The sequence below is a fragment of the Sulfuricurvum sp. genome, from assembly GCF_041651515.1.
Taxonomy (GTDB): Bacteria; Campylobacterota; Campylobacteria; order Campylobacterales; family Sulfurimonadaceae; genus Sulfuricurvum.
In genome coordinates this window covers 295,964-318,745 of the sequence record NZ_JBAZJF010000002.1, presented here as the reverse complement: position 1 = coordinate 318,745, position 22,782 = coordinate 295,964, and the positions used below count along the sequence as shown (strand labels likewise).

The 22,782-nt window shown below is 44.5% G+C and carries 28 protein-coding genes; 6 read left to right on the top strand and 22 right to left on the bottom strand.

The window, feature by feature from the left end; translation table 11 throughout:
• On the top strand, positions 1–774 hold the full coding sequence (locus WC407_RS04775) for a magnesium transporter CorA family protein (RefSeq protein WP_373021427.1): 774 nt from the start codon (positions 1–3) through the stop codon (positions 772–774).
• An 89-nt stretch (positions 775–863) separates the two neighbouring features.
• Here WC407_RS04775 and rplS read toward each other — a convergent pair whose 3' ends face one another.
• The 12 genes from rplS to WC407_RS04715 all read right to left on the bottom strand — a co-directional run bounded on the left by rplS (position 864) and on the right by WC407_RS04715 (position 9,192).
• Positions 864–1,223, bottom strand: a complete 360-nt coding sequence (gene rplS, locus WC407_RS04770) for a 50S ribosomal protein L19 (RefSeq protein WP_373021426.1) — start codon at positions 1,221–1,223, stop codon at positions 864–866.
• Positions 1,213–1,908 (bottom strand): tRNA (guanosine(37)-N1)-methyltransferase TrmD, encoded by a 696-nt coding sequence (gene trmD, locus WC407_RS04765; protein ID WP_373021425.1) that lies wholly within the window; start codon positions 1,906–1,908, stop codon positions 1,213–1,215. The genes rplS and trmD overlap by 11 nt, the downstream gene beginning before the upstream one ends.
• The gene (gene rimM, locus WC407_RS04760) at positions 1,908–2,462 is read right to left on the bottom strand and encodes a ribosome maturation factor RimM (protein ID WP_373021424.1); all 555 of its coding nucleotides are present in this window, start codon (positions 2,460–2,462) and stop codon (positions 1,908–1,910) included. Before rimM ends, trmD begins: the two co-directional genes overlap by 1 nt.
• Positions 2,443–2,682 carry a KH domain-containing protein gene (locus tag WC407_RS04755; RefSeq protein ID WP_373021423.1) on the bottom strand — a complete coding sequence of 80 codons (240 nt, stop codon included), beginning with the start codon at positions 2,680–2,682 and terminating at the stop codon, positions 2,443–2,445. The genes rimM and WC407_RS04755 overlap by 20 nt, the downstream gene beginning before the upstream one ends.
• Positions 2,683–2,684: 2 nt before the next feature.
• Complete coding sequence (gene rpsP / locus WC407_RS04750) at positions 2,685–2,915, bottom strand: 30S ribosomal protein S16 (protein ID WP_373021422.1); 231 nt, start codon at positions 2,913–2,915, stop codon at positions 2,685–2,687.
• Between the two features lie 145 nt (positions 2,916–3,060).
• Positions 3,061–4,404: a signal recognition particle protein gene (ffh, locus tag WC407_RS04745; protein ID WP_373021421.1), complete on the bottom strand. Its 1,344-nt coding sequence runs from the start codon at positions 4,402–4,404 to the stop codon at positions 3,061–3,063.
• A gap of 86 nt (positions 4,405–4,490) precedes the next feature.
• Positions 4,491–5,228 carry a pseudouridine synthase gene (locus WC407_RS04740; RefSeq protein ID WP_373021594.1) on the bottom strand — a complete coding sequence of 246 codons (738 nt, stop codon included), beginning with the start codon at positions 5,226–5,228 and terminating at the stop codon, positions 4,491–4,493.
• The gene (waaA, locus tag WC407_RS04735) at positions 5,228–6,463 is read right to left on the bottom strand and encodes a lipid IV(A) 3-deoxy-D-manno-octulosonic acid transferase (protein WP_373021420.1); all 1,236 of its coding nucleotides are present in this window, start codon (positions 6,461–6,463) and stop codon (positions 5,228–5,230) included. The genes WC407_RS04740 and waaA overlap by 1 nt, the downstream gene beginning before the upstream one ends.
• Complete coding sequence (locus tag WC407_RS04730; protein WP_373021419.1) at positions 6,387–7,112, bottom strand: zinc ribbon domain-containing protein; 726 nt, start codon at positions 7,110–7,112, stop codon at positions 6,387–6,389. Before WC407_RS04730 ends, waaA begins: the two co-directional genes overlap by 77 nt.
• A gap of 36 nt (positions 7,113–7,148) precedes the next feature.
• Positions 7,149–7,871, bottom strand: coding sequence for a Nif3-like dinuclear metal center hexameric protein (locus tag WC407_RS04725; protein ID WP_373021418.1), 723 nt, complete (start codon positions 7,869–7,871; stop codon positions 7,149–7,151).
• Positions 7,868–8,605 (bottom strand): NYN domain-containing protein, encoded by a 738-nt coding sequence (locus WC407_RS04720; RefSeq protein ID WP_373021417.1) that lies wholly within the window; start codon positions 8,603–8,605, stop codon positions 7,868–7,870. The genes WC407_RS04725 and WC407_RS04720 overlap by 4 nt, the downstream gene beginning before the upstream one ends.
• Entirely contained in the window at positions 8,602–9,192 is a 591-nt protein-coding gene (locus tag WC407_RS04715; RefSeq protein WP_373021416.1) for a tetratricopeptide repeat protein, read from the bottom strand. The genes WC407_RS04720 and WC407_RS04715 overlap by 4 nt, the downstream gene beginning before the upstream one ends.
• 64 nt (positions 9,193–9,256) lie before the next feature.
• On the opposite strand from WC407_RS04715, the gene WC407_RS04710 reads away from it, so the two are divergent.
• Genes WC407_RS04710 through WC407_RS04690 form a run of 5 tightly spaced genes read left to right on the top strand, consistent with a single transcriptional unit; the run spans position 9,257 to position 14,187 of the window.
• Positions 9,257–11,356 (top strand): RNA degradosome polyphosphate kinase, encoded by a 2,100-nt coding sequence (locus WC407_RS04710; RefSeq protein ID WP_373021414.1) that lies wholly within the window; start codon positions 9,257–9,259, stop codon positions 11,354–11,356.
• Positions 11,357–11,367: 11 nt separating this feature from the next.
• A complete protein-coding gene (locus tag WC407_RS04705; protein WP_373021413.1) occupies positions 11,368–11,904 on the top strand; it encodes a gamma carbonic anhydrase family protein in 537 nt (178 codons plus the stop codon).
• Complete coding sequence (locus tag WC407_RS04700) at positions 11,897–12,523, top strand: trimeric intracellular cation channel family protein (protein WP_373021412.1); 627 nt, start codon at positions 11,897–11,899, stop codon at positions 12,521–12,523. Before WC407_RS04705 ends, WC407_RS04700 begins: the two co-directional genes overlap by 8 nt.
• On the top strand, positions 12,523–13,392 hold the full coding sequence (gene mtgA / locus WC407_RS04695; RefSeq protein WP_373021411.1) for a monofunctional biosynthetic peptidoglycan transglycosylase: 870 nt from the start codon (positions 12,523–12,525) through the stop codon (positions 13,390–13,392). The genes WC407_RS04700 and mtgA overlap by 1 nt, the downstream gene beginning before the upstream one ends.
• Positions 13,393–13,434: 42 nt before the next feature.
• Positions 13,435–14,187, top strand: coding sequence for a carbonic anhydrase (locus tag WC407_RS04690; protein WP_373021410.1), 753 nt, complete (start codon positions 13,435–13,437; stop codon positions 14,185–14,187).
• Here WC407_RS04690 and WC407_RS04685 read toward each other — a convergent pair.
• The 10 genes from WC407_RS04685 to folK are packed head-to-tail and all read right to left on the bottom strand — an operon-like array spanning position 14,168 to position 22,763.
• Complete coding sequence (locus WC407_RS04685) at positions 14,168–15,406, bottom strand: MFS transporter (protein ID WP_373021409.1); 1,239 nt, start codon at positions 15,404–15,406, stop codon at positions 14,168–14,170. The genes WC407_RS04690 and WC407_RS04685 overlap by 20 nt on opposite strands.
• Positions 15,394–16,413, bottom strand: coding sequence for a tRNA 2-thiouridine(34) synthase MnmA (mnmA, locus tag WC407_RS04680; protein WP_373021408.1), 1,020 nt, complete (start codon positions 16,411–16,413; stop codon positions 15,394–15,396). Before mnmA ends, WC407_RS04685 begins: the two co-directional genes overlap by 13 nt.
• Positions 16,413–17,198, bottom strand: coding sequence for a TIGR00730 family Rossman fold protein (locus WC407_RS04675; RefSeq protein WP_373021406.1), 786 nt, complete (start codon positions 17,196–17,198; stop codon positions 16,413–16,415). The genes mnmA and WC407_RS04675 overlap by 1 nt, the downstream gene beginning before the upstream one ends.
• Before the next feature lie 2 nt (positions 17,199–17,200).
• Positions 17,201–18,061, bottom strand: a complete 861-nt coding sequence (gene fliY / locus WC407_RS04670) for a flagellar motor switch protein FliY (protein ID WP_373021405.1) — start codon at positions 18,059–18,061, stop codon at positions 17,201–17,203.
• Positions 18,054–19,151 (bottom strand): flagellar motor switch protein FliM, encoded by a 1,098-nt coding sequence (gene fliM / locus WC407_RS04665; protein ID WP_373021404.1) that lies wholly within the window; start codon positions 19,149–19,151, stop codon positions 18,054–18,056. Before fliM ends, fliY begins: the two co-directional genes overlap by 8 nt.
• Positions 19,151–19,843 (bottom strand): RNA polymerase sigma factor FliA, encoded by a 693-nt coding sequence (locus WC407_RS04660; RefSeq protein ID WP_373021403.1) that lies wholly within the window; start codon positions 19,841–19,843, stop codon positions 19,151–19,153. Before WC407_RS04660 ends, fliM begins: the two co-directional genes overlap by 1 nt.
• Positions 19,840–20,154, bottom strand: coding sequence for a hypothetical protein (locus tag WC407_RS04655; RefSeq protein ID WP_373021402.1), 315 nt, complete (start codon positions 20,152–20,154; stop codon positions 19,840–19,842). The genes WC407_RS04660 and WC407_RS04655 overlap by 4 nt, the downstream gene beginning before the upstream one ends.
• 17 nt (positions 20,155–20,171) lie before the next feature.
• A complete protein-coding gene (locus WC407_RS04650) occupies positions 20,172–21,044 on the bottom strand; it encodes a MinD/ParA family protein (protein ID WP_373021401.1) in 873 nt (290 codons plus the stop codon).
• Positions 21,041–22,303 carry a flagellar biosynthesis protein FlhF gene (flhF, locus tag WC407_RS04645; protein WP_373021400.1) on the bottom strand — a complete coding sequence of 421 codons (1,263 nt, stop codon included), beginning with the start codon at positions 22,301–22,303 and terminating at the stop codon, positions 21,041–21,043. The genes WC407_RS04650 and flhF overlap by 4 nt, the downstream gene beginning before the upstream one ends.
• Complete coding sequence (gene folK / locus WC407_RS04640) at positions 22,284–22,763, bottom strand: 2-amino-4-hydroxy-6-hydroxymethyldihydropteridine diphosphokinase (RefSeq protein WP_373021399.1); 480 nt, start codon at positions 22,761–22,763, stop codon at positions 22,284–22,286. The genes flhF and folK overlap by 20 nt, the downstream gene beginning before the upstream one ends.
• Positions 22,764–22,782: the final 19 nt, after the last annotated feature.

Here is a 22,782-nt window from a genome sequence, read left to right as displayed (position 1 = left end):
ATGGTCAAAATACACGAACTGCATTTGCAAGACCTCCAAAATCCACTCCACCCCTCCACTTTTGAAGAGTACCAAGACTATCGAATCTTAGTTCTCCGTCTTCCCGAACAAATGTCTAAAAAATCGAAGATTCATTCATACGGCTTCATCATGACCGAAGAGTCTGTCTATTATTACGATAAAAAACAAAAAGATTTTACACAGTTTCCAGCTGCATTAGACGATATGTACCGTTTTTTAGACGACAAAATCGATACGCTGATGCGTGATATTGAAATTGTTCAGGATAAAATTGTCTCTCTCGAAGAGAGCCTTTACAAAAAGTTTACCGCCCCTTTTATGGATCACTGGCATAACCTCAAAAAAGAGCTCTCACGCTCCGAACGTGTCATTTTAAAAGCGGTTGATATTTTGAAACTTTTCATCGTTAAATCCAAAGGGTCGGAAGTGTTCCCTCTGAACGAGTTTAATGATCTACATGAGCATTTAGAGCGTACTCTGCGCTCTAATGTTGCAGCAAACGACCAGCTCGACAACCTATATCATTACTATACCTTAAGAGCGAATGATCGTATGAACCGAAGTATTTATCTTTTAACGGTTATCTCTGTGATCTTTTTACCCTTAAATCTTGTTGTCGGTTTTTTTGGGATGAATACCGGAGGATTACCTTTTCAGAAGTCCCCGCTCGGAACAACCTACGCATTTGCCAGTATGATCATTTTTGCCGTATTGCTGACAACCGGAGTTCTATGGAAAATTAAAAAAGAGTGATACATTCGTTAAGACAAAAAAAGAGAATGGATTTAAAAAATTAAGGAAGTTGAAAGAGGGATACTGCCCGGAAGAGCAGCAAGGGAGAATTATTTGCGACGAATCTCTTTGATACGAGCGGCTTTACCGGCAAGATCACGAAGATAGAACAATTTAGCGCGACGTACGCGACCACAACGGAGAACTTCGATCTTCTCTAGGCTGTCACTGTAGATTGGGAACACACGCTCAATACCGACGCCGTTAGCACCGATTTTACGAACTGTAATAGTTCGGCCAGTACCTTCACCACGGATGGAGATACATACACCCTCGTAGTTTTGTACACGAGATTTATCACCCTCTTTAATCGTAACAGCAAGACGAAGTGTATCGCCCGCACGGAAAAGAGGAATATTTTTGTCAGCAATTTGCGCTTGTTCGAAGCTAGCGATGTACTTATTTTTCATAAGATGTCCTTATTTTATGCTTTAGTAGCTGTTCCGGTCTGAAATATTTTGTTTTACATTCAGATAGAGCTAATTTTAGTGCTAGAATTCTACTGTGATTTCCCTTTAAATATTCTGATGGAACTACCATATCTTCATATAAAGGGGGTTTTCCAAACGAAGGTGCTTCTAAAAGTGGCGTCTCAAAACTCTCGGTTTCAAGCGACTCACTGTTTCCCAGCACTCCGTTGATGTTCCGGACGATAGCATCGGTCATTACCAACGAGGGTAATTCTCCACCGGTCAAGACATAATCACCGATACTAAACACTTCATCGGCGAATGTTTCTAATACCCTCTCATCAATCCCCTCATAACGACCGCTGACAAAGACCACATGGGATTTTTTTGCCAAACGTTTTGCATCGTTTTGGGTAAATTGTTTTCCAACGGGTGCAACAAATATAATATAAGCATCCGAATCCAAAGTCGATAACGTATCAAATAACGGTTGGGGGGTCATAACCATCCCTGCCCCTCCGCCAACGGCGGTATCATCTACTTTATGATGGCGCGAAGCACTGTTATCTCTCGGATTCAGAAATGCTATCTGAAAATGGTCTGCTTCGAGTGCCCGTTTGAGTATCGAATCTTGGAAATATCCCTCAATAAGGTTCGAAAAAAGGGTAACATAGGTGAAGCGCATTACGACGCCTCTAGCAGATCCAAGCCGCCGATTACATGAATCACTTTGGCTTTTACATCACTGTGTTGAACAAAATGATCGATGTAAGGGATTAAAAAAGTTGCAGCCAGCCCTTTATCGACAAGTGCTGAAGCGGTTGTAACCAAAAGATAATCTAACGGTCCGATCCGCTCAATCTCTTCCACTTTGCCCAAGCAAACTTCACCCTCCATAACATCCAATCCGATCATGTCAAACCAAAAGAACTCGCCATCGCCTAAATTGCAGTGTTCACGTGTTGCTTCAGGGGTCGTAAAGAGTTTGGTATTGGTCAATACTTTTGCCGCTTCAGGGGTATCGTACCCGACCAAATGGACAAGCTCTCGCTCAGGATTGTAGTTTTGGATTTTCACTTCTTTGCCGTTATCGGTAGTAAAAACAGCATTTTTTGCAAATTGTTCAGGAAAGTCGGTGTGAAGGTTCAGCCTCATATCCCCTTTTAAGCCGATAACACGGCCTAACGTGGCGACATGCAGAAGATTAGTGGTTGGGGGATTACGAAAGCGGTTCGACATTGATTCGGTAACTTTTCCCGTCTTTTGCTTTACAGCCGGAGATAACGGTTTTAATGGCCCCGATCATTTTCCCCTCTTTACCAATGAGCTTACCTACGTCTGCTTGATTCGCGTACAAGATAATCTCACTTACTTCGTCGCCATCAAGCGTCTCAACCCTAATTTGTTCGGGATAGGTCGCAACCAGACGGGCAAACCCCGCGACGAAGTCGGCTACCATAATTATTTACCGGTAATTTTTTTAACGCGGTCTGACATTTGTGCACCGACACTGAGCCAGTACGTCAAACGCTCTTCATCTACTTTGGTAGTGATAGGGTCAGTCATTGGGTTGTAGTACCCGATCAATTCGATCCAACCGCCATCACGACGTTTACGGCTATCGGTTACCGCGATGCGGTAGAAAGGTTGTTTTTTACGTCCCATACGGGTTAAGCGAATGACTGTTGCCATGTGTGTGTTTCCTTTTGGATAATATTTTCACGCTAAGGTGCTTAGAAGAGTGTTTTGCCCACAAAAGCAAAAGAAAAACCTCTAAACCTCTGAACGCTAAGCTACAGATTCCATCAAATCTTTAGCTTAACCTTCTGCAGGAGGGTTAACGCGGAATACGCGCACCCTGCATTTGACCCATCATACTCTGAAGATCTTTCATCCCCTGCTTACCGGAGAATCGTTTTGCCATTTTTGAAGCATTTTTGAACTGCTTCAAGATTTGGTTAACTTGAATAATACTCAAGCCGCACCCTTTAGCCAAACGAGCTTTTCGGCTATTGTTAAGGAGCTCAGGATCTTCACGCTCTTTCATCGTCATAGACGACACAAGAGCTTTGATCCGCTTGAGTTCTCCGGAGTTTTCCAAATCAAAATCTTTAAGTGCCGAAGCCATGTTCCCCATACCGGGGATCATCCCCATAATGGATTTCATACTCCCCATTTTTTTGAGGCTCTCCATTTGTTCGAGGAAGTCATTAAAATTGAATTCCCCTTTTTTGATCTTTTTAGTGAGAGCCTTCGCTTTTTTCTCATCGATAACGGCAGCCGTTCGCTCCGCAAGTCCCTCGATATCTCCCAATCCCATAAGGCGATTAACGATACGATCCGGCAAAAAGATTTCAAGATCTTCCATCTTTTCACCGCTACCGATAAATCGAAGAGGAACCTGAATCTGAGAAGCTATTCCCAGAGCCACACCCCCTTTGGAATCTCCATCGTATTTACTGAGGATAACCCCGTCAATGCCGATTTTTTCGTTAAATAATCCGGCAGTTCGTACCGCATCCTGACCCGCTAACGAGTCGGCAACGTAAAAAATTTCATGTGGTTTTGCTGCACGCTTAACCTCTGAAAGTTCACCCATCAATTCATCATCGATCGCCAAACGTCCGGCAGTATCGATCAAGACGACATCCACCAAAACTTTTTGGGCATGTGCTAATGCAGCTTTAACAACCTCAACCGGATTTTTACTGCTATCATCGGCGTAGAGTTCAACTTCGATCCCCGCACACACTTGACGGAGTTGTTCAACCGCTGCAAGACGTTGTAAATCGGCCGCAACGACCAAAACCCGTTTTTGACGAAGCTTAAGATACTGCGCAAGCTTCCCGGTTGTGGTCGTTTTTCCTGACCCTTGCAATCCGGTCATTAAAATGACGGTAGGAGAGACCGGAGCATAGACAAATCCGGATTTGCCTTTAACATCCAATAATACATACAATGAGCTGCGCAATGCATTTAAAAGCTGATCTTTTCCGATACCGCTTGTTTTCATCTGGAGTTCGACAGATTCGATCAGTTCTTTAACTACTTTATGGTGTACATCCGCTTTTAATAGAGCTTTTTTGAGCTCTCCAAGTGCTTTTGTCAACGCCTTTTCATCATCATGAAAACGAATCTTGCGTATCGCGGATGTAAACGATTCTGTCAGTGTTTCGAACACTTTAACTCCTAAATGCTTGGTATACAGGGTCTAAAAAGTTTCGCATTATACTGACTTTTTACTTTAACAACACTTTGTAGATTACGTCAACTCCCGAAATGTCCAAAGACTTTCGGTTCCGGTGCTTCAAACGTTTTGCCCAAAATAGTCACTTTTTTAGCATGGAGCATAACCCGTTTCGATGGTCGCCCGCCGTAACTTTCATCTCCGATAATCGGATGAAGGGCATATTTCATATGGGCACGAATCTGATGGGTACGTCCGTGATGGATAATAAGCTGCACTTTTGTTTTTTTCGCCGATACCTCAAGAGGGGTCACTTCGGTAATAGCCGGTTTCCCTTTTTTCGATACTTTTGTGTACGCTTTGTTCCCTTTTTTCTCGGTAATAAGCGGCTGATCGATAATAAACGGCTCACTCACAATGCCGTCTACCCAGGCAACATACTCTTTGTAGACTTGGTCTTTTTTAAACTCGCCGATCGCTTTCAATCGGAACTCTTCGTTTTTAACCAGCATCAAAACTCCGCTTGTTTCACGATCAAGTCGGTGCAGAAGCTGTGTCCCTTTAAACTGCCGTTCGATCTCATCGGAATTTACGAAAGCCGGTTTATCGACAACGATCATGTTCTCATCTTCAAAAATTGGATAGACTTTTTCTACCTTTTGAACGATAAAACTTGTCTTCGGACTGATCTCCCCTCGGGCAATCATTACTTTTGAATTACCCGCATAGACCAATCCGCGATCTATCAGCGACTTCGCTTCGGAATTAGAAATACCCTCTTGAGCGGCCAGTACTTTATACGCTTTTTCTTTCATTATTATTTCTCCATTGTTAAAAATTCTATAACTCTCTCTAAATCAATTGCAGCATTAACCTGCGACGGCGGCAAACTCTCTGCTTCACGCAGCGCTTGTGCAATTTGATTGAGTTCAATAAACTGCACATGAGAGACATATTTAAACAGCTCACGCTGTAAAAAGAAATGTTTCCCGCTAATAATCTTACATCCGAAATGGGCAGGTTCCAGCGGGTTATGCCCGCCGATAGATGCAAATGCACCGCCCAAAATCGCCACATCGCTGATAGCATAGAGGTTATTTAACTCTCCCATGGCATCAACCAAGGTAATATCATCCCCTATTCCCGTTCCATCACTCCAGCGCGAAAAACTCAATTTCGGTGCAATACGCTCGATCAGCTCCGCCACTTTGGCAAAGCGTTCAGGATGACGGGGGACAACAAGCAGTTTTGCATTCGGGTTAGCCTCACGATACGTGATAAACCCTCGTACAATCCCGTCCTCTTCCCCCTCATGGGTACTTGCTGCCACTATCAACAATCCCGCTGGTTTGGGGTATATTTTTGTCGCAACAATTTTTTGAGCAAGTTTAATATTGCCCACTACTTCCACGTTCTTTGCCCCCAAGGCAATAAAACGTGCCATGTCCTCACTACTTTGGCAAAAAATACGATCGCATTGGCTGAGTAAAATCCGATAAAACCACCGCATACGATAGTATTTCGGAAAACTCCGGTCGCTAATGCGGGCATTGAGCGCAATCACTCTCCCACCGCGTCGATGTGCAATGCGAAACATCAGATACCAAAACTCAGCTTCGAGGACAACGAGCGTTTTAGGTTTGCGAATCCAAAACCATAACCAAAGCTCATACGGCAGATACCGTACCTGTGCTTTGTAATTTGAGGCAGCGGCGTAACCCGTATGGGTAATCACACTGATCGCGATTTGCCTCTCTCCTAAACGCTCCAAAATCGGGGCAATTGCTTTGGCTTCACCCAATGAGCAAACATGGAACCAAATATCATGAGCGCTAAACGGAGGATTTTTCCAACCAAAAAAACGGGCGGGAATGGAATCTCGATATTTTTTTTTGAAAGTGAAAATCAGTAAAAGGGGAAGTGTGACGACGTAAACGAACGTCGCCAACACGGTGTAGAAAAGGTCAAAAATGACGTTACGCACCGACAGCGTCAGAAGACGGTTCGAGGAATAAAATACGTCCGCAATGCGGGCACATTGTGATCTCTTCACCTTTGATAACGTCGCTGTAGACTTTATCGCTGATGGCCATATAACATCCCATACATGCTTGGTTACGTACAGCTACTGCGGTAGTATTCTTAGCCCAACGGCGAATTTTTTGGTAAAAAGAGAGCCCTTTTTGGTTCATTTCACCGACAAGTGCCTGCTTTTTAGTGAATACTTCTTTACGCTCTACGTCGATTTGTGCCAATTTGACATCCACATCGGCTTTTACGCTGGAAATACTCCCTTCAATTTCACTGGCTTTGGTTTCAAGTTCATTAATTTTAGCTTGTTTGTGATCGATCAATTTTTCTAAACGGGCGATCTCTTCATTGGCAAAACTAACTTGCTCTTTTGCAATTTCTTCTTCAAGTTGAAGTGATTTCATCTCACGTTCAGTTTTAATTTCAGCACTTTTCTTGCTGTTTTCTTCCAATTTTGCAGAGAGTTCTGCAAGGTGAAGTTCATTTTTTTGCTTTTTAAGTTGTTCGTCTTTGATCTCTTGTTTTAATGAAGTGATCTCATCGTTAACGCCGTTTTTTGTAGCCAAAAGGGCTTCATACTGGAGGTTTGCTTCCTCAATCTGAGGTTCAAACGCATCGATCTCTTTGTCGATCATGGAGAGTTCGATCAGCTGTTGTAGGTGTTTGTTCATCGGTTTCCTTTGGCGGAGTGACATGTCGTGAGTGCCCTATAAATAGGTGAAAGGGTTCTTTGATGGTGAAATTATAACACTCAATCCTAAATTTTTCAAATGTTCCGCTAAAATCTCCCCAAAATAACGTTCACTTTCATAATGTCCGATGTCAATCATCGAGAGTCCAAGGGACTTGGCTTCCATCGCATCGTGGTATTTAATATCCCCCGTCAAAAAACAATCGGCTTCAATATTTCGCATCAAAGATGCACCTGAACCGGTCACCAATGCACAGGTTTGGATACGAGTATGGCATTGAACACTGCGGATATGTTCCAAGCCGAACTGCTTTTTAACCTTTGCCGCAAAGGTTGCAAAATCTTCATCCACACCCAAATAGGCGACGAATCCCTCTTTGGCGATAATAGGGTATCCCAATACACTTTGGGCAACGTATTGATTGAGATGAGTTTGATCGAAATTGGTATGCATAGCGATATTCGAAATATTCTTACGGATCATAGGTGCCAAAATTTTAGCGGGGTATTGGTTGAATTGAAGCTGTTTAAGCCCACCGAAAATAATCGGGTGGTGAGTAATCAAGAGAGCGTTTTCCTCCATAGATTCAATCAAGGCTTCATCAATATCAATGCTAAGGACAACTTGCGAAATCTCCTGTGCAAAATCACCCACCAATAATCCTGAATTATCCCAGCTCTCTTGCAAAGCAAACGGAGAGAGTCCATCAAGGTAGGTATATATTTCCTGTACCGTCATTTTTCATAACTCCTTTTTTTCCGTTTCACCCGTATATAGATCGACTGAGAACCGGAGAGGGGGTCGGAGGTTTTGAATTCAAACTCCCCTAGCCCTTCGATCAGATCAGCCAATTTTTTATATCCGTAGTTTCGCGGATCAAATTCAGGGGATTTGTTTAACAGGTTTTGCCCGATAGCACCCAGATACGACCATCCCGCTTCGTTCGCAGTATCTTCGATAGCGTTACGCACCAATGCAAGAAGATTTTCATCCGGTTTAACCTTAGCCCCGGCAACAATAGAAACCTGATTTCGGCGAAGATTTTCGGTATAAATAAATTTATCACACGCCCCGATAAATGATTTAGGGGTTTTCTGCTCCCCGAATCCGTACACTTTTACCCCCGATTCTCGAATACGGCTGGCAAGACGGGTAAAATCACTGTCACTGGAAACAATACAAAATCCGTCAAAGTTTTTCGTATAAAGAAGATCCATAGCATCGATGATCATCCCGCTGTCGGTTGCATTTTTGCCGGTGGTATAGGCAAACTGTTGAATCGGCTGCAACCCGTGTTCGAGAAGGACATTTTTCCATCCTTTGAGCTGTACATCCGTCCAGTCGCCATAAATACGCTTGACACTCGCAATTCCATGGGCCGCGATCTCATCAAGCAACCCTGCAATAATAGAGGGCTGAGAATTATCCGCATCGATCAGTACCGCAAGACGGGCTTGGCGTTCATTATTCATACCGTTCCTTCCAGTGCTTTAAGCGCTTCACGTGCTTCGGAAAAATTACCATCCAATGCAAGTGCTTGCCGATACATCTCTTCGGCTTTGAACGCATCACCCATATCGGTGAGGAGATTACCGTAATTATAATAGGTCTGAGGGTACTGATCATCAATAAGAAGTGCTTTTTCATAATGGTTTTGCGCCAATACAAATTTCCCCTGCGTCCGATACAATGAGCCAAGGGCATTATGGACCAAATCATCGTTTTCATCCAGTAAGAGGGAGCGTTTGTAAAGTTCGATTCCACCCGTCACATCCCCCTCTTTAGCGGTAATAAACGCAAGTCTATTGAGAATATCAGGATTTCTTTGATCGTGTTCGGCAGCCGCTTTGAGGATCTCTCTTGCAGCAAATAGATCGCCTTTTTCATACGCTTCATCGGCTTGATCGATTAAATCCTGAGAAGGGGAGAGAGGGGTGTTTTCTTCCTCAAATGTGTGGGGAATATCCGGTGCCCTATCCTCTAAACTTTGAACGTGACGATAAATTTGATAAGCGAAAAAAAGTGTCGCAGCAAACATTATAATTTGGAAAATACTCATTTGTTCCCCTTTTGAAACCTAAGTATAATATAATAACATCGTAATCACATAAAAAGCAGACACTATGCCCACTAATTTTAAAGACCCATCACTCTATCTTAACCGTGAACTTTCATGGCTTCAATTTAATACCCGTGTACTCAAACAAGCCGAAGATGAATCCTTACCTCTATTCGAACGACTCAAGTTTTTAGCTATATACGGAACCAATTTGGACGAATTTTATATGATCCGCGTTGCGGGTCTCAAAAAACTTTTCAGCGCCGGAGTCAATGTATCCGGAGCTGATCGATTTACACCTCTGCATCAACTCCGCGAAATCCGTGAATACCTCCATAAGGAACAAGAGGTTGTAGAGCACTGCTTGCAAGGGATTATGAAAGAGCTTGAAAAAGAGGGGATCTTTTTCAAATCGTACAAAGAAGTAACCCATGAAGAGCGTCAGTATTTGGACCGCTATTTCCATGAAAATATCTACTCCGTCGTCATCCCTATCGCCATCGATGCTACCCACCCGTTCCCTCATCTGAACAATCTGGGATTCGGCCAAATCGTCAAACTCAGAGACAAAGACGATCCGAGCATTGAGCGCTACGGACTTATCCGTATTCCACGGGTTCTTCCCCGTTTCGTCGAGATAAATAATCGGATTTATATTCCGATCGGAAGCATCGTCGCCGAACATATTCAAGATCTCTTCCCCGGTTATGAGCTGATCAAATTTGCCGCATTCCGCGTCACCCGAAATGCCGACATCGCAATCGAAGAAGAGGAAGCGGATGATTTTATGGAGATCCTCGAAGAGGGGCTTAAACTCCGTAAAAAAGGGGAACTTGTTCGTCTTGAACTCAGTGTCCATGCCGATGATGATCTGTTGAACTTCTTCAACCGTCATGCTAACGTTTACAAAGATGATATCTACCGTTTTCAAACCTATCTTAATCTGGGAAGTCTCTGGCAAGTGGTCGGTAATAAAGATTTTGCCCACCTTACCAGCCCCAGCTTCAAACCGCGCAATCTTCCGCCGCTGGACACCGATGAGAGTCTTTATGCAACGTTGGACAAACAAGACTTGCTCCTTTTCCATCCGTTTGAAAGTTTCGAACCGGTAGTACGGCTGATCCAAACAGCGGCAAAAGATCCCGATGTTGTCTCTATCCGTATGACCCTTTATCGCTCCGGTTCCAACTCTCCCATCGTCAATGCCCTGATAAATGCCGCCGAATCGGGTAAACAAGTAACGGTTATGGTAGAACTTCGAGCCCGTTTTGATGAAGAGAATAATCTTCACTGGGCCAAAGCGCTTGAAAATGCGGGAGCCCATGTTATCTACGGTATCGCCGGATTCAAAGTTCACGCCAAAGCTGCCCTCATCACCCGACGGGTAGATGGCAAACTGAAACAATATGCCCATATCGGAACGGGTAACTATAACCCTTCCACGGCAGCCGTCTATACCGATATCAGCTATATGACGGCCAACGATGCGATTACGCATGACTTGACCCGATTTTTTCACTTCCTGACCGGATTTAGCAAAAAAGGGAAACTCAACGAACTCTACATGGCACCGACACAGATCAAACCGAAAATCCTCTCCCTGATCCAAAATGAAACCCGTATGGGAGCCGAAGGGGTAATCATCGCGAAAATGAACGCTTTGGTCGATGAAGATATCATTAAAGCACTCTATAAAGCTTCTCAGGCAGGGGTAAAAATCGAACTGATTATACGAGGCATATGTTGTCTCCGTCCGGGAGTACCGGGGGTGAGCGACAATATTCGCGTCATCTCTATCATCGGCAAATATCTCGAACACGCCCGTATTTTTTATTTTAAACACGGTAAACCGCAAACCTATATTTCCAGTGCCGATTGGATGCCGAGAAACCTGCTCCGACGGATCGAATTGCTCACACCGATAGACGGAGAAGAGTTAATCAATAAATTAACCCAAATTCTCCAGCTTCAAAGTTCAGACAATGTCCTCGCTCATGAACTGCAAACGGACGGAAGCTATATTCGAGTACCTCACGAGAATGGAAATTTGATTGATAGTCATAAAATTGTTGAAACGCACACCAATAAAGTCTATAATTCAGTCAAAAAACATACTCCTAATTACGTGCAGCAACTGACAACACGACTGTTCAAAGAGAGTTAAGAAGGAAATCGATGATAGGAAATTATCTCAACTACACACCAACACTCAACGAACGGGTATGGATCGCTGATTCTGCCGATGTGATCGGACGGGTCGAGATGGGAGAAGATGTCAGTATATGGTTCGGATGCGTCGTACGCGCAGATGTCCACTACATCAAAATCGGGGACCGAAGCAATATCCAAGATCTCAGTATGGTACACGTCACCCACCACAAACGTGATGATATGAGCGACGGGCATCCGACCATCATCGGCAACGATGTCACCGTCGGACATCGTGTCATGCTGCACGGATGCACGATCGAAGATGCGTGTCTGATCGGGATGAGCGCCACGATCCTTGACGGTGCCGTAATCGGCAAAGAATCGATCGTCGGAGCGGGTGCTTTGGTGACAAAAAACAAAGTATTCCCTCCCCGTTCTTTGATTATGGGGAGCCCTGCCAAAATAGTCCGAGAGCTTACCGATGAAGAGGTTGCCGAGCTCTATGCTTCCGCTGCTCGCTACGTCAGCTTCAAAGAAAATTACCGCGCCCCTAATGTCTGAATTTAATCTCGTTGTCGCTGCCGATATTCTCGGTATTGTCGCTTTTGCCCTCAGCGGATTTCTTGTCGGTGTACGAAATAATCTTGATCTTTTAGGGGTAATTATTTCAGCTTCGCTTACCGCTCTGGGGGGTGGAGTCGTACGGGATGTTATTTTGGACCGGACGCCGTTTGCCTTTAATGAATACTACCCCGCCGTTACCGTTATCTCTACGATCGTTTTGGCTTTTTTATTTCGTCTTTATCGTCGTGAACAGCTGGAGAGACAGTGGCTCTTCGTCATCAGCGATACCATCGGTCTGGTTGCTTTCAGTATCACAGGGGCTTTGCTCGCTATTGATGGAGGATTCAATTTTTTCGGAGTCATAATACTCAGTTTTTTAACGGCAATCGGAGGAGGAGTTTTACGTGATATCCTTATCAATCAGGTTCCCGCCGTTTTAGTCAGTGATTTTTACGGTTCGATCGCCCTTATTGTCTCTATTTTACTTCTTATTTCAGCTGCCACTATCGGCTTATCCACCCTTACCGTAGCCGCAGTAGCAACCGTCGCGATCACCCTTCGTCTAGCCGCCTACATCAAGGGATGGCATCTCCCTACCCTCAAAACGGAACCCTAATGCAAACCCTAAAAACCCTTTTTCTCCCCCTGGTTTTCGCAGGAATAATCGATATCGGACGCTATTTTTTCTATCCAAACATTGATGATCTCAAAGAGATCCGACCTATACCGACCGCCTTTATGGAATACCGCCAAGCGGAGTGGGCCGAACAAAACCGCGACATCAAACTGCAGCAAAAATGGGTTCCTATGTCGCAAATCTCCCCCAATGTCATTAAAGCGGTATTGATCGGGGAAGATGATAAATTTTGGAATCATGACGGATTTGATGTCAAAGGGATGGAACAAGCGCTGGAGCGAACACTCAAAAAAGGGAAAATGGCCGGAGGAAGTACCATCAGCCAACAGCTCTCCAAAAACCTTTATCTATCTCCGAGTAAAAATCCGGTGCGCAAAATCAAAGAGGCCATTATTACGTGGAGAATCGAAAAAAGCCTCTCCAAACGGCGCATCTTGGAAATTTATCTCAACGTTGCCGAATGGGGAGACGGGATTTTCGGAATCGAAGCTGCAGCACGTCATTACTATCATAAAAGTGCCAAAAATCTAAGCGGACTAGAAGCAGCCCACCTAGCCGCCGTTCTCCCTAATCCCATCCGATTTAATCCTACGGGAGATCAAAAATACGTCAAAAACCGCTCCCGCATTATCTATCAAATTATGAAACGACGTGGAATCGTCATCCCAGCGTTTAAAGAGGTAATGACCCCTACGAAAAAAGAGGAGATAACCGAAACCTCTGCGGAAAATAATGAGAGCGTCGTTGATTTATTTAATGCACCCTCCTCCAACGATTCATCCGCACCTCAAAGTGACAACATAGGGAGCCAAGAGCCTACCGATCAAAACGGGTCGCTAACCTTTTAATTTTGTGATACACTATTTTACAAAAGCAGGAAGGTTACTTGTATGAATAAACGGACGTTCCTTAAATTTTTCGCCCTTACTTCCGGATCGCTCGTACTCGCGGATACCGTTACACCCTCAAATGAGTCGGGTATTGGCGCATTACAAGAGTTGGCCCAACGAATGTTCGCCGAAATCATCTCCCAAAACGATTACTATGTCAACTACCAAGGCTCGGCATTTTTTGAGCAATTCAAAGATGCGCAACATCCTCGTGCAACCGTTATCGGGTGTTCGGATTCCCGTTTTCAAAGCAATGCCATCGATGCCTCTGCCGAAAATGATCTTTTTATTGTCCGAAATATCGGAAATCAGTTTAGTTCCAATAGCGGAAGCGTTGAGTACGGAGTCGAACACCTCCATACCCCTCTACTGCTTATTGTCGGGCATTCACGCTGCGGAGCGATCAAAGCAGCCTTAAGCAACTATTCGACGGAGGGAGTCAATATCATTCGTGAACTTGATACATTGTCTCTTGCCCTGCGGAATACCGCATTAAACGGTACAGTAGAAGCACAATGGCTAAGTGCAGTAATCGGCAACGTTCACCAACAAAGCTTTTATGCCCGTGATGCGTTTAAAGAAGAGGTTGAGAGCGGAAAACTCACTATTGTCGGAGTTGTGTATGACGTGGCCAATGATTTTAATAACGGATACGGCAGACTTAAAATTGTCAATATCAACGGAGAAAACAATCCGGAAAAAATCTTACAATTCCCGATAATGAAATCGCTCTTTAAGCCGGTACACGTCTAAGGACGATCCATCCCAGCAAAGAGGTAGCGGCAATCAAAGAAGCAGGAGCGTACGGATCACCGCTCAGTTTTTCGAGTGATGTCATAAGGGCAGGGGTAATCCCACCAACAATCCCTGCGGCACTTCCCAAAATCACCGCCGTAAACGATGAGCGATAGCCGTGGTATTGTAATGCCATAACCGTAGAGGCAAAAATAGGGGCTTGAAAAGCACATAAAAGTATCACCAAGACCAATGTTCCTGCCAATGCAACCCAATATCCTCCGATACTCATTCCGACCATCAATGGATAGATACTGAGTGCAAGAGCTAATGCCGCCGTACGCATCACCCGAAAGGAACCGATTTTATCGGCAACCATTGCCATTAACGGGATAAAAATGACTCCAGTCAGAATAGAAAGGGTATTAATCTGTCCCGCTTCAGCCTTACTCAGATGAGCACTCCCTTCCAGCCAAACAGGAAGATAGATAAATACCGTATAGTAAAAAATCCAAATAGATGAGGCAATAGTCAAAAATTGCCAAAATTCGGCACGGTGATGACGTAAAATAGCGATGATAGGGACGGTTTTGTCTTCGCTTGGGTGATAATCATCACTCAAATTACGACGTAAATATAAACCCGCTGCGGCGATAATAATACTCGCCCAGAACGGGATTCTCCATCCCCAATCTCCCATTACGTCTTCACCGAAATACCACAGCAACGCGCCGCATAACCCCGATCCCAAAGCCATCCCGATTTTTGCACCGACGGAAACAAAAGAACCGTAAAGATTTTGGCGATTGGGGGAAGATTGCTCGACTAAATAAACAATAGAGCTGGCGTACTCTCCCCCGACGGAGAGCCCCTGAATCATCCGAAGAACAACCAGGAGTATCGGAGCCATAATTCCGATTTGAGCATAGGTCGGCAAGAAGCCGATCAAAAATGTCGGAAGGGCCATCATCATCAATGAACTCAGCAAAGCAAACCGACGTCCTACCCGATCACCTATATGTCCAAACACCAATGCGCCGACAGGACGCATAATCATCCCAGCAGCAAATGCCCCGAATGAGCCTAAGAGGGAGAGAACCGGATCCGTCGAGGGGAAAAACAGCTTCCCCATCATTACCGCTAAAAAACCGATGAGGGCGAAATCGTAATACTCTATAACGTTGCCGATGATCCCTGCGGCAATGATTTTCTTTTTGGTACGGATCAAACGATCCACCCGCCGCCAAGCAGTTTATCTCCGTCGTAAAAAACACCCGCCTGTCCTGACGCTACACCCAATACAGGTTCATGCAACTCGACAATGGCGTGATCACCGTTAATGACAACATGGCATCTAACTGCAGTAGTACGATAACGCAGTTTTACATCACATTCAAACTCTTTTCGATCATCAAACATATTGACACGTTCCAACTCGACACGGTGGCACTCCAAATCTTCACGCGTTCCTACAACAATTTGATTGGTATCAGGTTTGATCTCTACGACAAAATGGGGATCATGGGCGCCGTGAACGTTGAATCCCTTACGTTTTCCGATGGTGTAATGCATATACCCTTTGTGCTTGCCGACTACCTTTCCTGAGAGATCAAGTACCTCCCCCTCTTGATCAACATTCACGTAAGGCTTTAGAACCTCCATGTATGTTGTTTCGACAAAACAAATCTCACTCGACTCCCCTTGCGAAGCAAACGACTCCAATCCTTCGACACCGGCAGCATACGCTTTGATATCGCTTTTGTGTTTTTCACCCAACGGAAAAATAAGTCGCGGCACAAGAGTAGGATCGATGTAAAAGAGAAAATAGCTTTGGTCTTTCGTATCATCATGCGCTTGTAAAAGATATTGACCGTCATGACGAATATAATGTCCTGTAGCAACATAATCAGCCCCCAAGGTGTCTGCAAATGCCACCATAGCTCCGAATTTGATATTGCGATTACATAAGGCACACGGATTAGGGGTTTTCCCTGCTTTATAGGTTTCGATAAATGGGGTAAATACTTTCTCATCAAACTGTGCTTGCAAATCAAGAATATGCAGTTTTACACCGGCAAAATCAGCGGCTCTTTGTGCACGTACCTGATGAATCTCATGATAACCGGGTTTGGAGTGAAGTTTCATATAAACCCCTTCCACCTCATACCCTTGCTCTTTTAAGAGTAATGTCGATACGGTAGAATCAACCCCTCCGCTCATTCCGATTAATACTTTTTTACCCATTACATATCACTTCCGGTGCAAATAGGCCGGTTTGCAAAATAGCTGGAGAGAACCTTATAATACTTCGTATCGTCCAACCCTTCTTTCTCCAGTGTTGCCATCTGTGCAACCAGCGATTTTTCAATTTCATTCACGACAAAAGGTAAATCATCCGTTAAAGTGATCAAATCCAAATCTTTCTCATCGATCATCCCTTCACTCAGCATCTTGTCGCGTAAAAATTGAATCAACGGAGCATAAAATTCGGTTCCTACCAAGAACAGTCGTACGCCCCATACTTTTCGAGTTTGAATCAATGTTAACGCCTCGAACATCTCATCCAGTGTTCCGAATCCCCCCGGAAAAATAACATACGCCATCGAATATTTGACCAGCATCACTTTACGGGAAAAGAAATAATCGAAGCTACGCCCTTTAGTAATATAGGGATTAGGCTGCTGCTCTTCAGGCAGTTCGATATTGAGTCCGATCGATTCGACGTTCTCATGATCAAACGCACCGCGATTAGCCGCTTCCATCACACCGGGGCCCCCTCCGGTTATAATATTGTAACCACGTTCACCCAGAAGACTCGCAAGGGTTTGCGCCTCTTTATAGTAAGGATGATTCTCATCTATACGGGCACTTCCAAAAATTGTTACAGAGGGTCCCAACTCTCCTAATTCATCAAATCCTTGAACAAAATCGGCAATAATTTTAAAAACACTCCATACATCGGCTGATTTGATATCTTTGACATAAATATTGCTTTGATACTCTCTCTTTTTCCGTCCACGATGCGGCATACTTACCCTTTAAGCTTGTTCAAACGGTCACGCTTCGTTCCGATAGAAGTTATTTGCACTCCGAAATTTCCATCTACTATAACAACCTCGCCCTGAGCAATAACATGATCGTCCACTAAAATATCGAGAGGATCATTGGCCAGTTGATTGAGCTCAATTACCGAACCGATATCCATACTCAGAACATCTTTAAGAAGCATCTTTTTCTTTCCGATACGAACACGAACGGGAAGCTTAACATCCATGATGAGGCCGATATTTTTCATCTCCCCCTCTTCAAGCTTCGGAACACTTACCGACGGGGTGTCAAAGATATTGCCACTTACGGGAGGGACATAAGCTTGTTGAGGCTCTGTATTTAAGGCTGCTTTTATCCCTGCATCAATTGCAAACATAACAAGAGAATTTATCGAACCAAGCGAAAAACTAAAAACAAACATTTTGGCATACGGGTCAAGATTTACTTCCCCGTTTTCAGGGATAAATTCGGCTTTATCCGGTTTAATAGTAAGTTTTGGAAGCTCTTTTTGAGAAGCGAGTGTTGTACTCATCGCCCCTAGAATATTCGAGATGATCTCTTTGGCAGCATCCAGGTCTTCGTCGTTCATAGACTCTTTCCCCTCACCGTCTCCGCCGAGCATCATATCGCCCAAGGCAGTCGCCAACTGAGGAGGCATCAATACCAGTCCACGCCCCGACGCATCGCCGCTAAAGTTCACTTTAACAATGGCAATCGGCGGAATGACATTGGAAACTATCGAGATATCTTCCGCTTCTTTGAGGGCAATAGTAGGTGTTTGTCCCGTCAATCCTTCAATCGTAGCTACCGCTTCTTGCGCAAATACCCCTGCAAAATCACTCATTATCCTCATCCTCCTCTATTAGGGGTCCTCGAATCATCTCTTTTACCCCGCTAATCCGTGCTTTTCGTTTCATTTCAAACTCTTTAAGTGCCCGCTTGACCGCATCTTTTTCCGTATCAATCAAGGATGTAATTTGAATCGACTTGCGGAATCGTCGCAATCCCATTTGTCCGACAAAACGTTCTTTACCGTCCACACTTACGTTGACCACATCATCTGCCGGGATATCAAGACGTATGATGTCCCCCTCTTTTAAATCCATAAGTTCATGCAGGGTTAATTCCGCATCCCCGAGATTCACCTCGACGCTCACGTGAGCACCCCCGAGTAATACTTGAAGCTCTTGGTTACGGCTTTTTTTCGAGCTTGTCTCATTGAGCATCAAATCACGACTCGCCAGTTTCGGCAATATCGGTTCCAGCGCGATAACCGGATAGCAGATATTCATCATCCCCGAACTGTGCCCAATGATAATCTCCATAACGACCATCACAACGATCTCATTTTGAGCAACGATTTGAACAACGTTAGGACTTGACTCTTTCGACTCGATCTGCGGATACAGATCGGTCACTGGACCCCATGCCTCTCGAAGCGTCCCCATCATTACCCGTAAAATAGTCTCAAACAAGGAGAGCTCGATATCGGAAAATTCCCGATTGGCTTCGAACGGCTCCCCTTTCCCCCCTAAAATACGATCCAACATCGGAAATGCGATGGAAGGATTAATCTCCAACACCCCGTTTCCTTCCAACGGTTTCATCGAAAAAACGTTGAAACTGGTCGGGTTAGGGAGCGACATCAAAAACTCTCCATAGGTCATCTGATCGACCGAATGGAGCTGAATCTCCACAATAGAGCGCATAATAGATGAAATCTGTGATGAGATAGAACGTGCCATTTTATCGTGAATTCCGCGAAATGCCCGAAGCTGCTCTTTGGAAACACGGTTAGGACGCTTAAAATCGTATAGGGTTATTTGGCGCTGAGGGAAGAGGTTATCATCTCCCGAATCTAATACGTCATCACCCTCATCATCGACAACGTCGAGGAGGGCATCAATCTCTTCTTGCGATAGAATATCTGCCATTATCTCCCCCCTACCGCATCTTTAATACGACGAATAACGGATTTGTGAATCTGTGAAATACGCGATTCGGTAATATTGACGATATCACTGATCTCTTTGAGGGTAAGCTCTTCAAAATAATAGAGCTGAATAATGATTTGTTCCCGTTCATCAAATCCAATGAGAACATCTCTTATGGCCTCTAATAAATCTTCATGTTCTATCCGCTCCATCATCCCCTCATTTTCAGGGGTACCCAACTGATCGTCAAGCGGCATCACCGTGTAAATATCCGAAGCGATACGTGCTTCATGCACTTTATCTTCTTCAATTCCAAGGATTAGGGCAAGCTCCGTATTACTAGGTTCATCATCATGATCGGCCATATACGATTCGATAGCATGATCGATCTCTTTGATCAATTTACGGCTGGAGCGGCTAACCACATCCAACGAGCGGAGATAATCGAGCATTGCGCCGTAGACTCTTGTCTTTGCATATCCCCAAAAAGAGTCATTTTGCGACTCATCGTATCGACGTGCCAACTTCACCAACTCTTCGGTGCCGATAGCACTTAAATCCATATAATCGACTGAACTGGGAAGACGCTCTTTAAGACGAAACGACATCGCTTTTACGGCTGGAAGATATTGGATTGCGAGTTGATCTTCACGGTGTTTAAGCTCTTGCGAATAAAGGTTTGCACCACTCATGCTGATCCCTCATCAAGTAATTCGGCTTTATTGGTATAAAACGCATCAATAAACTGCTCTCGCTTATTGATTTCTCGGACAAATGAATCCAAATTTCGCTCATGCGATTGCTTCGGAAACGGATGGGTCTTAATCCCCAAGGTCTGAAAATAAAATCCGACACACAGATGGGCAAAGAGATAAAAAAAGATAGTGATGAGAAGGGTGAATCCCAAAAAATTCTCAGGCGAAGTCGATTTTAATATCCCAAATACGATACCGATAAAAAATCCTTGTACCGTTAAAAAAGAGACAAAATTCGAACCTCGCATTGACCCACCTTATACAATTAAAAATGTTCCATAAGACGCTTGAACAAGCCTCCGAGACCACTCTCTTTGGGATTTACTAGCACATTTCGTTCCAGTTTTTTTGCAATACGCTTAACAATTAATTCTAATTCAAGAGTAGGAGTGGCAGTCGGAAAATCGCGACTAAAGAGGGCTCTTTTTTTAACACTGCTTGATATTTTCGGATCATTTGATACTTGCCCCAAATACAACAGTCGCAAATCCGGTCCAATATTCGCCTGTGCCACTTTATGGATTTTATCAAAGAGGGCCTGCGCCTCTTTATCATTGCGCACCTGATTCATGATAACATTAATTTCATTACGGAGACGCGAGGTCACTTTAATGGTCGCATACGCATCGGTTATGGCCGCAGGATCAGGAACCGTAACCACGATCACATCATCACATGCCCGTAAAAAGAGTTGAATATGCTCTCCGATCCCCGCACCCGTATCAATGATCATCACATCCAAATCATCCAGTACACCCGATTCATCCATAAACCGCTCAAACAATCCCGATGAAGCATATTTAAAAATCTCTTCCCCGCTCTCACCGGGGATCAGGACAAGATTTTTCTCGATCGGAACCAAAATTTCCTCGACCGTTGCTTCCCCTTTAAGGACATGGAGAATATTTTTTTTGATTTTGACATTAAACATAACGTCCAGATTCGCCAGCCCGATATCGGCATCAAAAATACCGACTTTCAATCCATAGCGCGCCATGATATAGGCCATATTGGAGCTGATGGTGCTCTTACCTACTCCCCCTTTGCCGCTTGTAATCGCGATAAAACGGGTTTTTTTTGCCGTAGTATTGCGATTTTGACTCACCAATGCTTCGAGTTTGGCGGCTTGGTGGCTCATGAACTTTCACCTCGACGATATCCGTGCAACAAACAATCGACCAAAAAATCACTGCTGGCTACCACAAGATCTTCCGGAACCTCTTGCCCCACTGAAAAATAGCTGATCGGCACTTTGGTCTCATAGACAAGAGAAAAAATATTCCCGAATCCTCTCGTCTCATCGAGCTTGGTAAACATCATCGTATCGATCCCCAGCGGAGCAAAATTCTCATACGTCGCTTTGAGGTCTTCATATTTGATCGAGCTGGGCATCACAAGGACTACGTCGACACTGTAATCGGTGTCATTGGCACGCAAGCACTCATAAATCTTTTCGATTTTTCCTTGATCATACGGGGATGAGCCCATCGTATCGATCAAAATAAAATCGCTGTGACGAAGAGCATTCAGCGCATTGGAAAACTCCGGCGGATCAACGACCGTCTCAATTCCCAATTTCATCATCCGTGCATACTGCATAAGCTGCTCGACCGCGCCGATACGGTAGGTGTCGAGTACCACCAGCCCCACTTTGTATTTTTTTTCCAGCAGATAGGAAAAACGTGCCGCAAGCTTAGCAATCGAGGTCGTTTTACCCACCCCCGTAGGACCGACAAGCATCAGCACTTTTTTCGTTCCGTTCTTGGGTGCCGTTTCCATCCGTACAGGGATCATTTTACGCATTAAGACTTGAAAATAACGCTTGACCGTCGCCGAATTCTCCCGCATTTTGGAGGGCATATGCTCCAAGGTGAGCTGCATGATCTGATCCAAATGTTCCTGATCCATACCGCTTTGTTGAGCAAGTCGGTAAATTTCAGCAAATTCAGGGGGGATGGCGGTCTGCATTTTTGGGGCTTTTTCATCCCAAAACATATGTTGAATCAGTTTGACCTTATCGCCGAGTTTTTCGATCTCCTCTTTGATAAGTTTGAGATCTTCACTCTCTTGAATAACACCGGAACGCGTGGGGCGCTCTTCTTCAGTCACTTCGGCTATTTTTGAAATCTGTTTGGCCGCTTCTGAAATATTAAATAAGACATCACTGCTTTTTTGTGCCAACGGACGCTGCTCACGCAAAGGCTCAGTAGGACGCGGTTTCGGTCTGCTCGGGGCATCTTCTTCGACCCCGACCACAATCTCATACAATGCGCTTTTACCAAGTGATTTTTTCTGTATTTCGCGGGTTTCGATGAGCATCGCCTCCTCGCCTACCTCTAACTGCGCTTTTTTGAGCGCCTCGGCAGGAGTTGCACCGCTAAATGTCAAAATTTTCATACTGTCTCCGAAAAGTGCGGCGCATACTCCGCAAAGGGATTCTGACACTGGGACGTCCGCTCCAATAAGGGTGCGGAACAATTAACTCAGGGTAATTCACTACCCGATCTTCAAAGAATATCATATCCAAATCCAGCGTCCTTGGAGCATTGGGAAAACTGCGAACCCGTCCAAAATGCTTTTCTATACGCCATAACTGTCGCAAAAGAGCTCTCGGCTCCAAAGAGGTCGCTATCTCAATCGTCGTATTGACAAAATCATCCTGCTCTACATAGCCAAACGGAGGATTTTTGAGTAAAACACCGCTACGAACCGGATAAAGGAGACTTTGGCGCTTCAGATAAATCCATAAACGGTTTAATCGTCGAGCCACATCACCCACATTTCCCCCGACCCCCAAAACGACCTGATATCGAAATCTTGAGCGTTTTCGAGATTGTGTCGGAAAATAACGATCCACATAAAGAGTATGATCGGCG

Excerpts from the sequence above, each read along its gene's own strand:
- WC407_RS04775 (WP_373021427.1), top strand. The coding sequence starts at position 1 with ATGGTCAAAATACACGAACTGCATTTGCAAGACCTCCAAAATCCACTC.
- rimM (WP_373021424.1), bottom strand. The coding sequence starts at position 2,462 with ATGTCGAACCGCTTTCGTAATCCCCCAACCACTAATCTTCTGCATGTC.
- flhF (WP_373021400.1), bottom strand. The coding sequence starts at position 22,303 with ATGAAAATTTTGACATTTAGCGGTGCAACTCCTGCCGAGGCGCTCAAA.
- WC407_RS04720 (WP_373021417.1), bottom strand. The coding sequence starts at position 8,605 with ATGAATAATGAACGCCAAGCCCGTCTTGCGGTACTGATCGATGCGGAT.
- WC407_RS04700 (WP_373021412.1), top strand. The coding sequence starts at position 11,897 with ATGTCTGAATTTAATCTCGTTGTCGCTGCCGATATTCTCGGTATTGTC.
- WC407_RS04730 (WP_373021419.1), bottom strand. The coding sequence starts at position 7,112 with ATGAACAAACACCTACAACAGCTGATCGAACTCTCCATGATCGACAAA.
- WC407_RS04650 (WP_373021401.1), bottom strand. The coding sequence starts at position 21,044 with ATGAGCCACCAAGCCGCCAAACTCGAAGCATTGGTGAGTCAAAATCGC.
- mtgA (WP_373021411.1), top strand. The coding sequence starts at position 12,523 with ATGCAAACCCTAAAAACCCTTTTTCTCCCCCTGGTTTTCGCAGGAATA.
- fliY (WP_373021405.1), bottom strand. The coding sequence starts at position 18,061 with ATGAGTGATTTTGCAGGGGTATTTGCGCAAGAAGCGGTAGCTACGATT.
- trmD (WP_373021425.1), bottom strand. The coding sequence starts at position 1,908 with ATGCGCTTCACCTATGTTACCCTTTTTTCGAACCTTATTGAGGGATAT.
- WC407_RS04710 (WP_373021414.1), top strand. The coding sequence starts at position 9,257 with ATGCCCACTAATTTTAAAGACCCATCACTCTATCTTAACCGTGAACTT.
- WC407_RS04715 (WP_373021416.1), bottom strand. The coding sequence starts at position 9,192 with ATGAGTATTTTCCAAATTATAATGTTTGCTGCGACACTTTTTTTCGCT.
- WC407_RS04755 (WP_373021423.1), bottom strand. The coding sequence starts at position 2,682 with ATGGTAGCCGACTTCGTCGCGGGGTTTGCCCGTCTGGTTGCGACCTAT.
- mnmA (WP_373021408.1), bottom strand. The coding sequence starts at position 16,413 with ATGGGTAAAAAAGTATTAATCGGAATGAGCGGAGGGGTTGATTCTACC.
- rpsP (WP_373021422.1), bottom strand. The coding sequence starts at position 2,915 with ATGGCAACAGTCATTCGCTTAACCCGTATGGGACGTAAAAAACAACCT.
- WC407_RS04725 (WP_373021418.1), bottom strand. The coding sequence starts at position 7,871 with ATGACGGTACAGGAAATATATACCTACCTTGATGGACTCTCTCCGTTT.
- WC407_RS04660 (WP_373021403.1), bottom strand. The coding sequence starts at position 19,843 with ATGAGTGGTGCAAACCTTTATTCGCAAGAGCTTAAACACCGTGAAGAT.
- rplS (WP_373021426.1), bottom strand. The coding sequence starts at position 1,223 with ATGAAAAATAAGTACATCGCTAGCTTCGAACAAGCGCAAATTGCTGAC.
- fliM (WP_373021404.1), bottom strand. The coding sequence starts at position 19,151 with ATGGCAGATATTCTATCGCAAGAAGAGATTGATGCCCTCCTCGACGTT.
- WC407_RS04690 (WP_373021410.1), top strand. The coding sequence starts at position 13,435 with ATGAATAAACGGACGTTCCTTAAATTTTTCGCCCTTACTTCCGGATCG.
- WC407_RS04655 (WP_373021402.1), bottom strand. The coding sequence starts at position 20,154 with ATGCGAGGTTCGAATTTTGTCTCTTTTTTAACGGTACAAGGATTTTTT.
- WC407_RS04705 (WP_373021413.1), top strand. The coding sequence starts at position 11,368 with ATGATAGGAAATTATCTCAACTACACACCAACACTCAACGAACGGGTA.
- WC407_RS04675 (WP_373021406.1), bottom strand. The coding sequence starts at position 17,198 with ATGCCGCATCGTGGACGGAAAAAGAGAGAGTATCAAAGCAATATTTAT.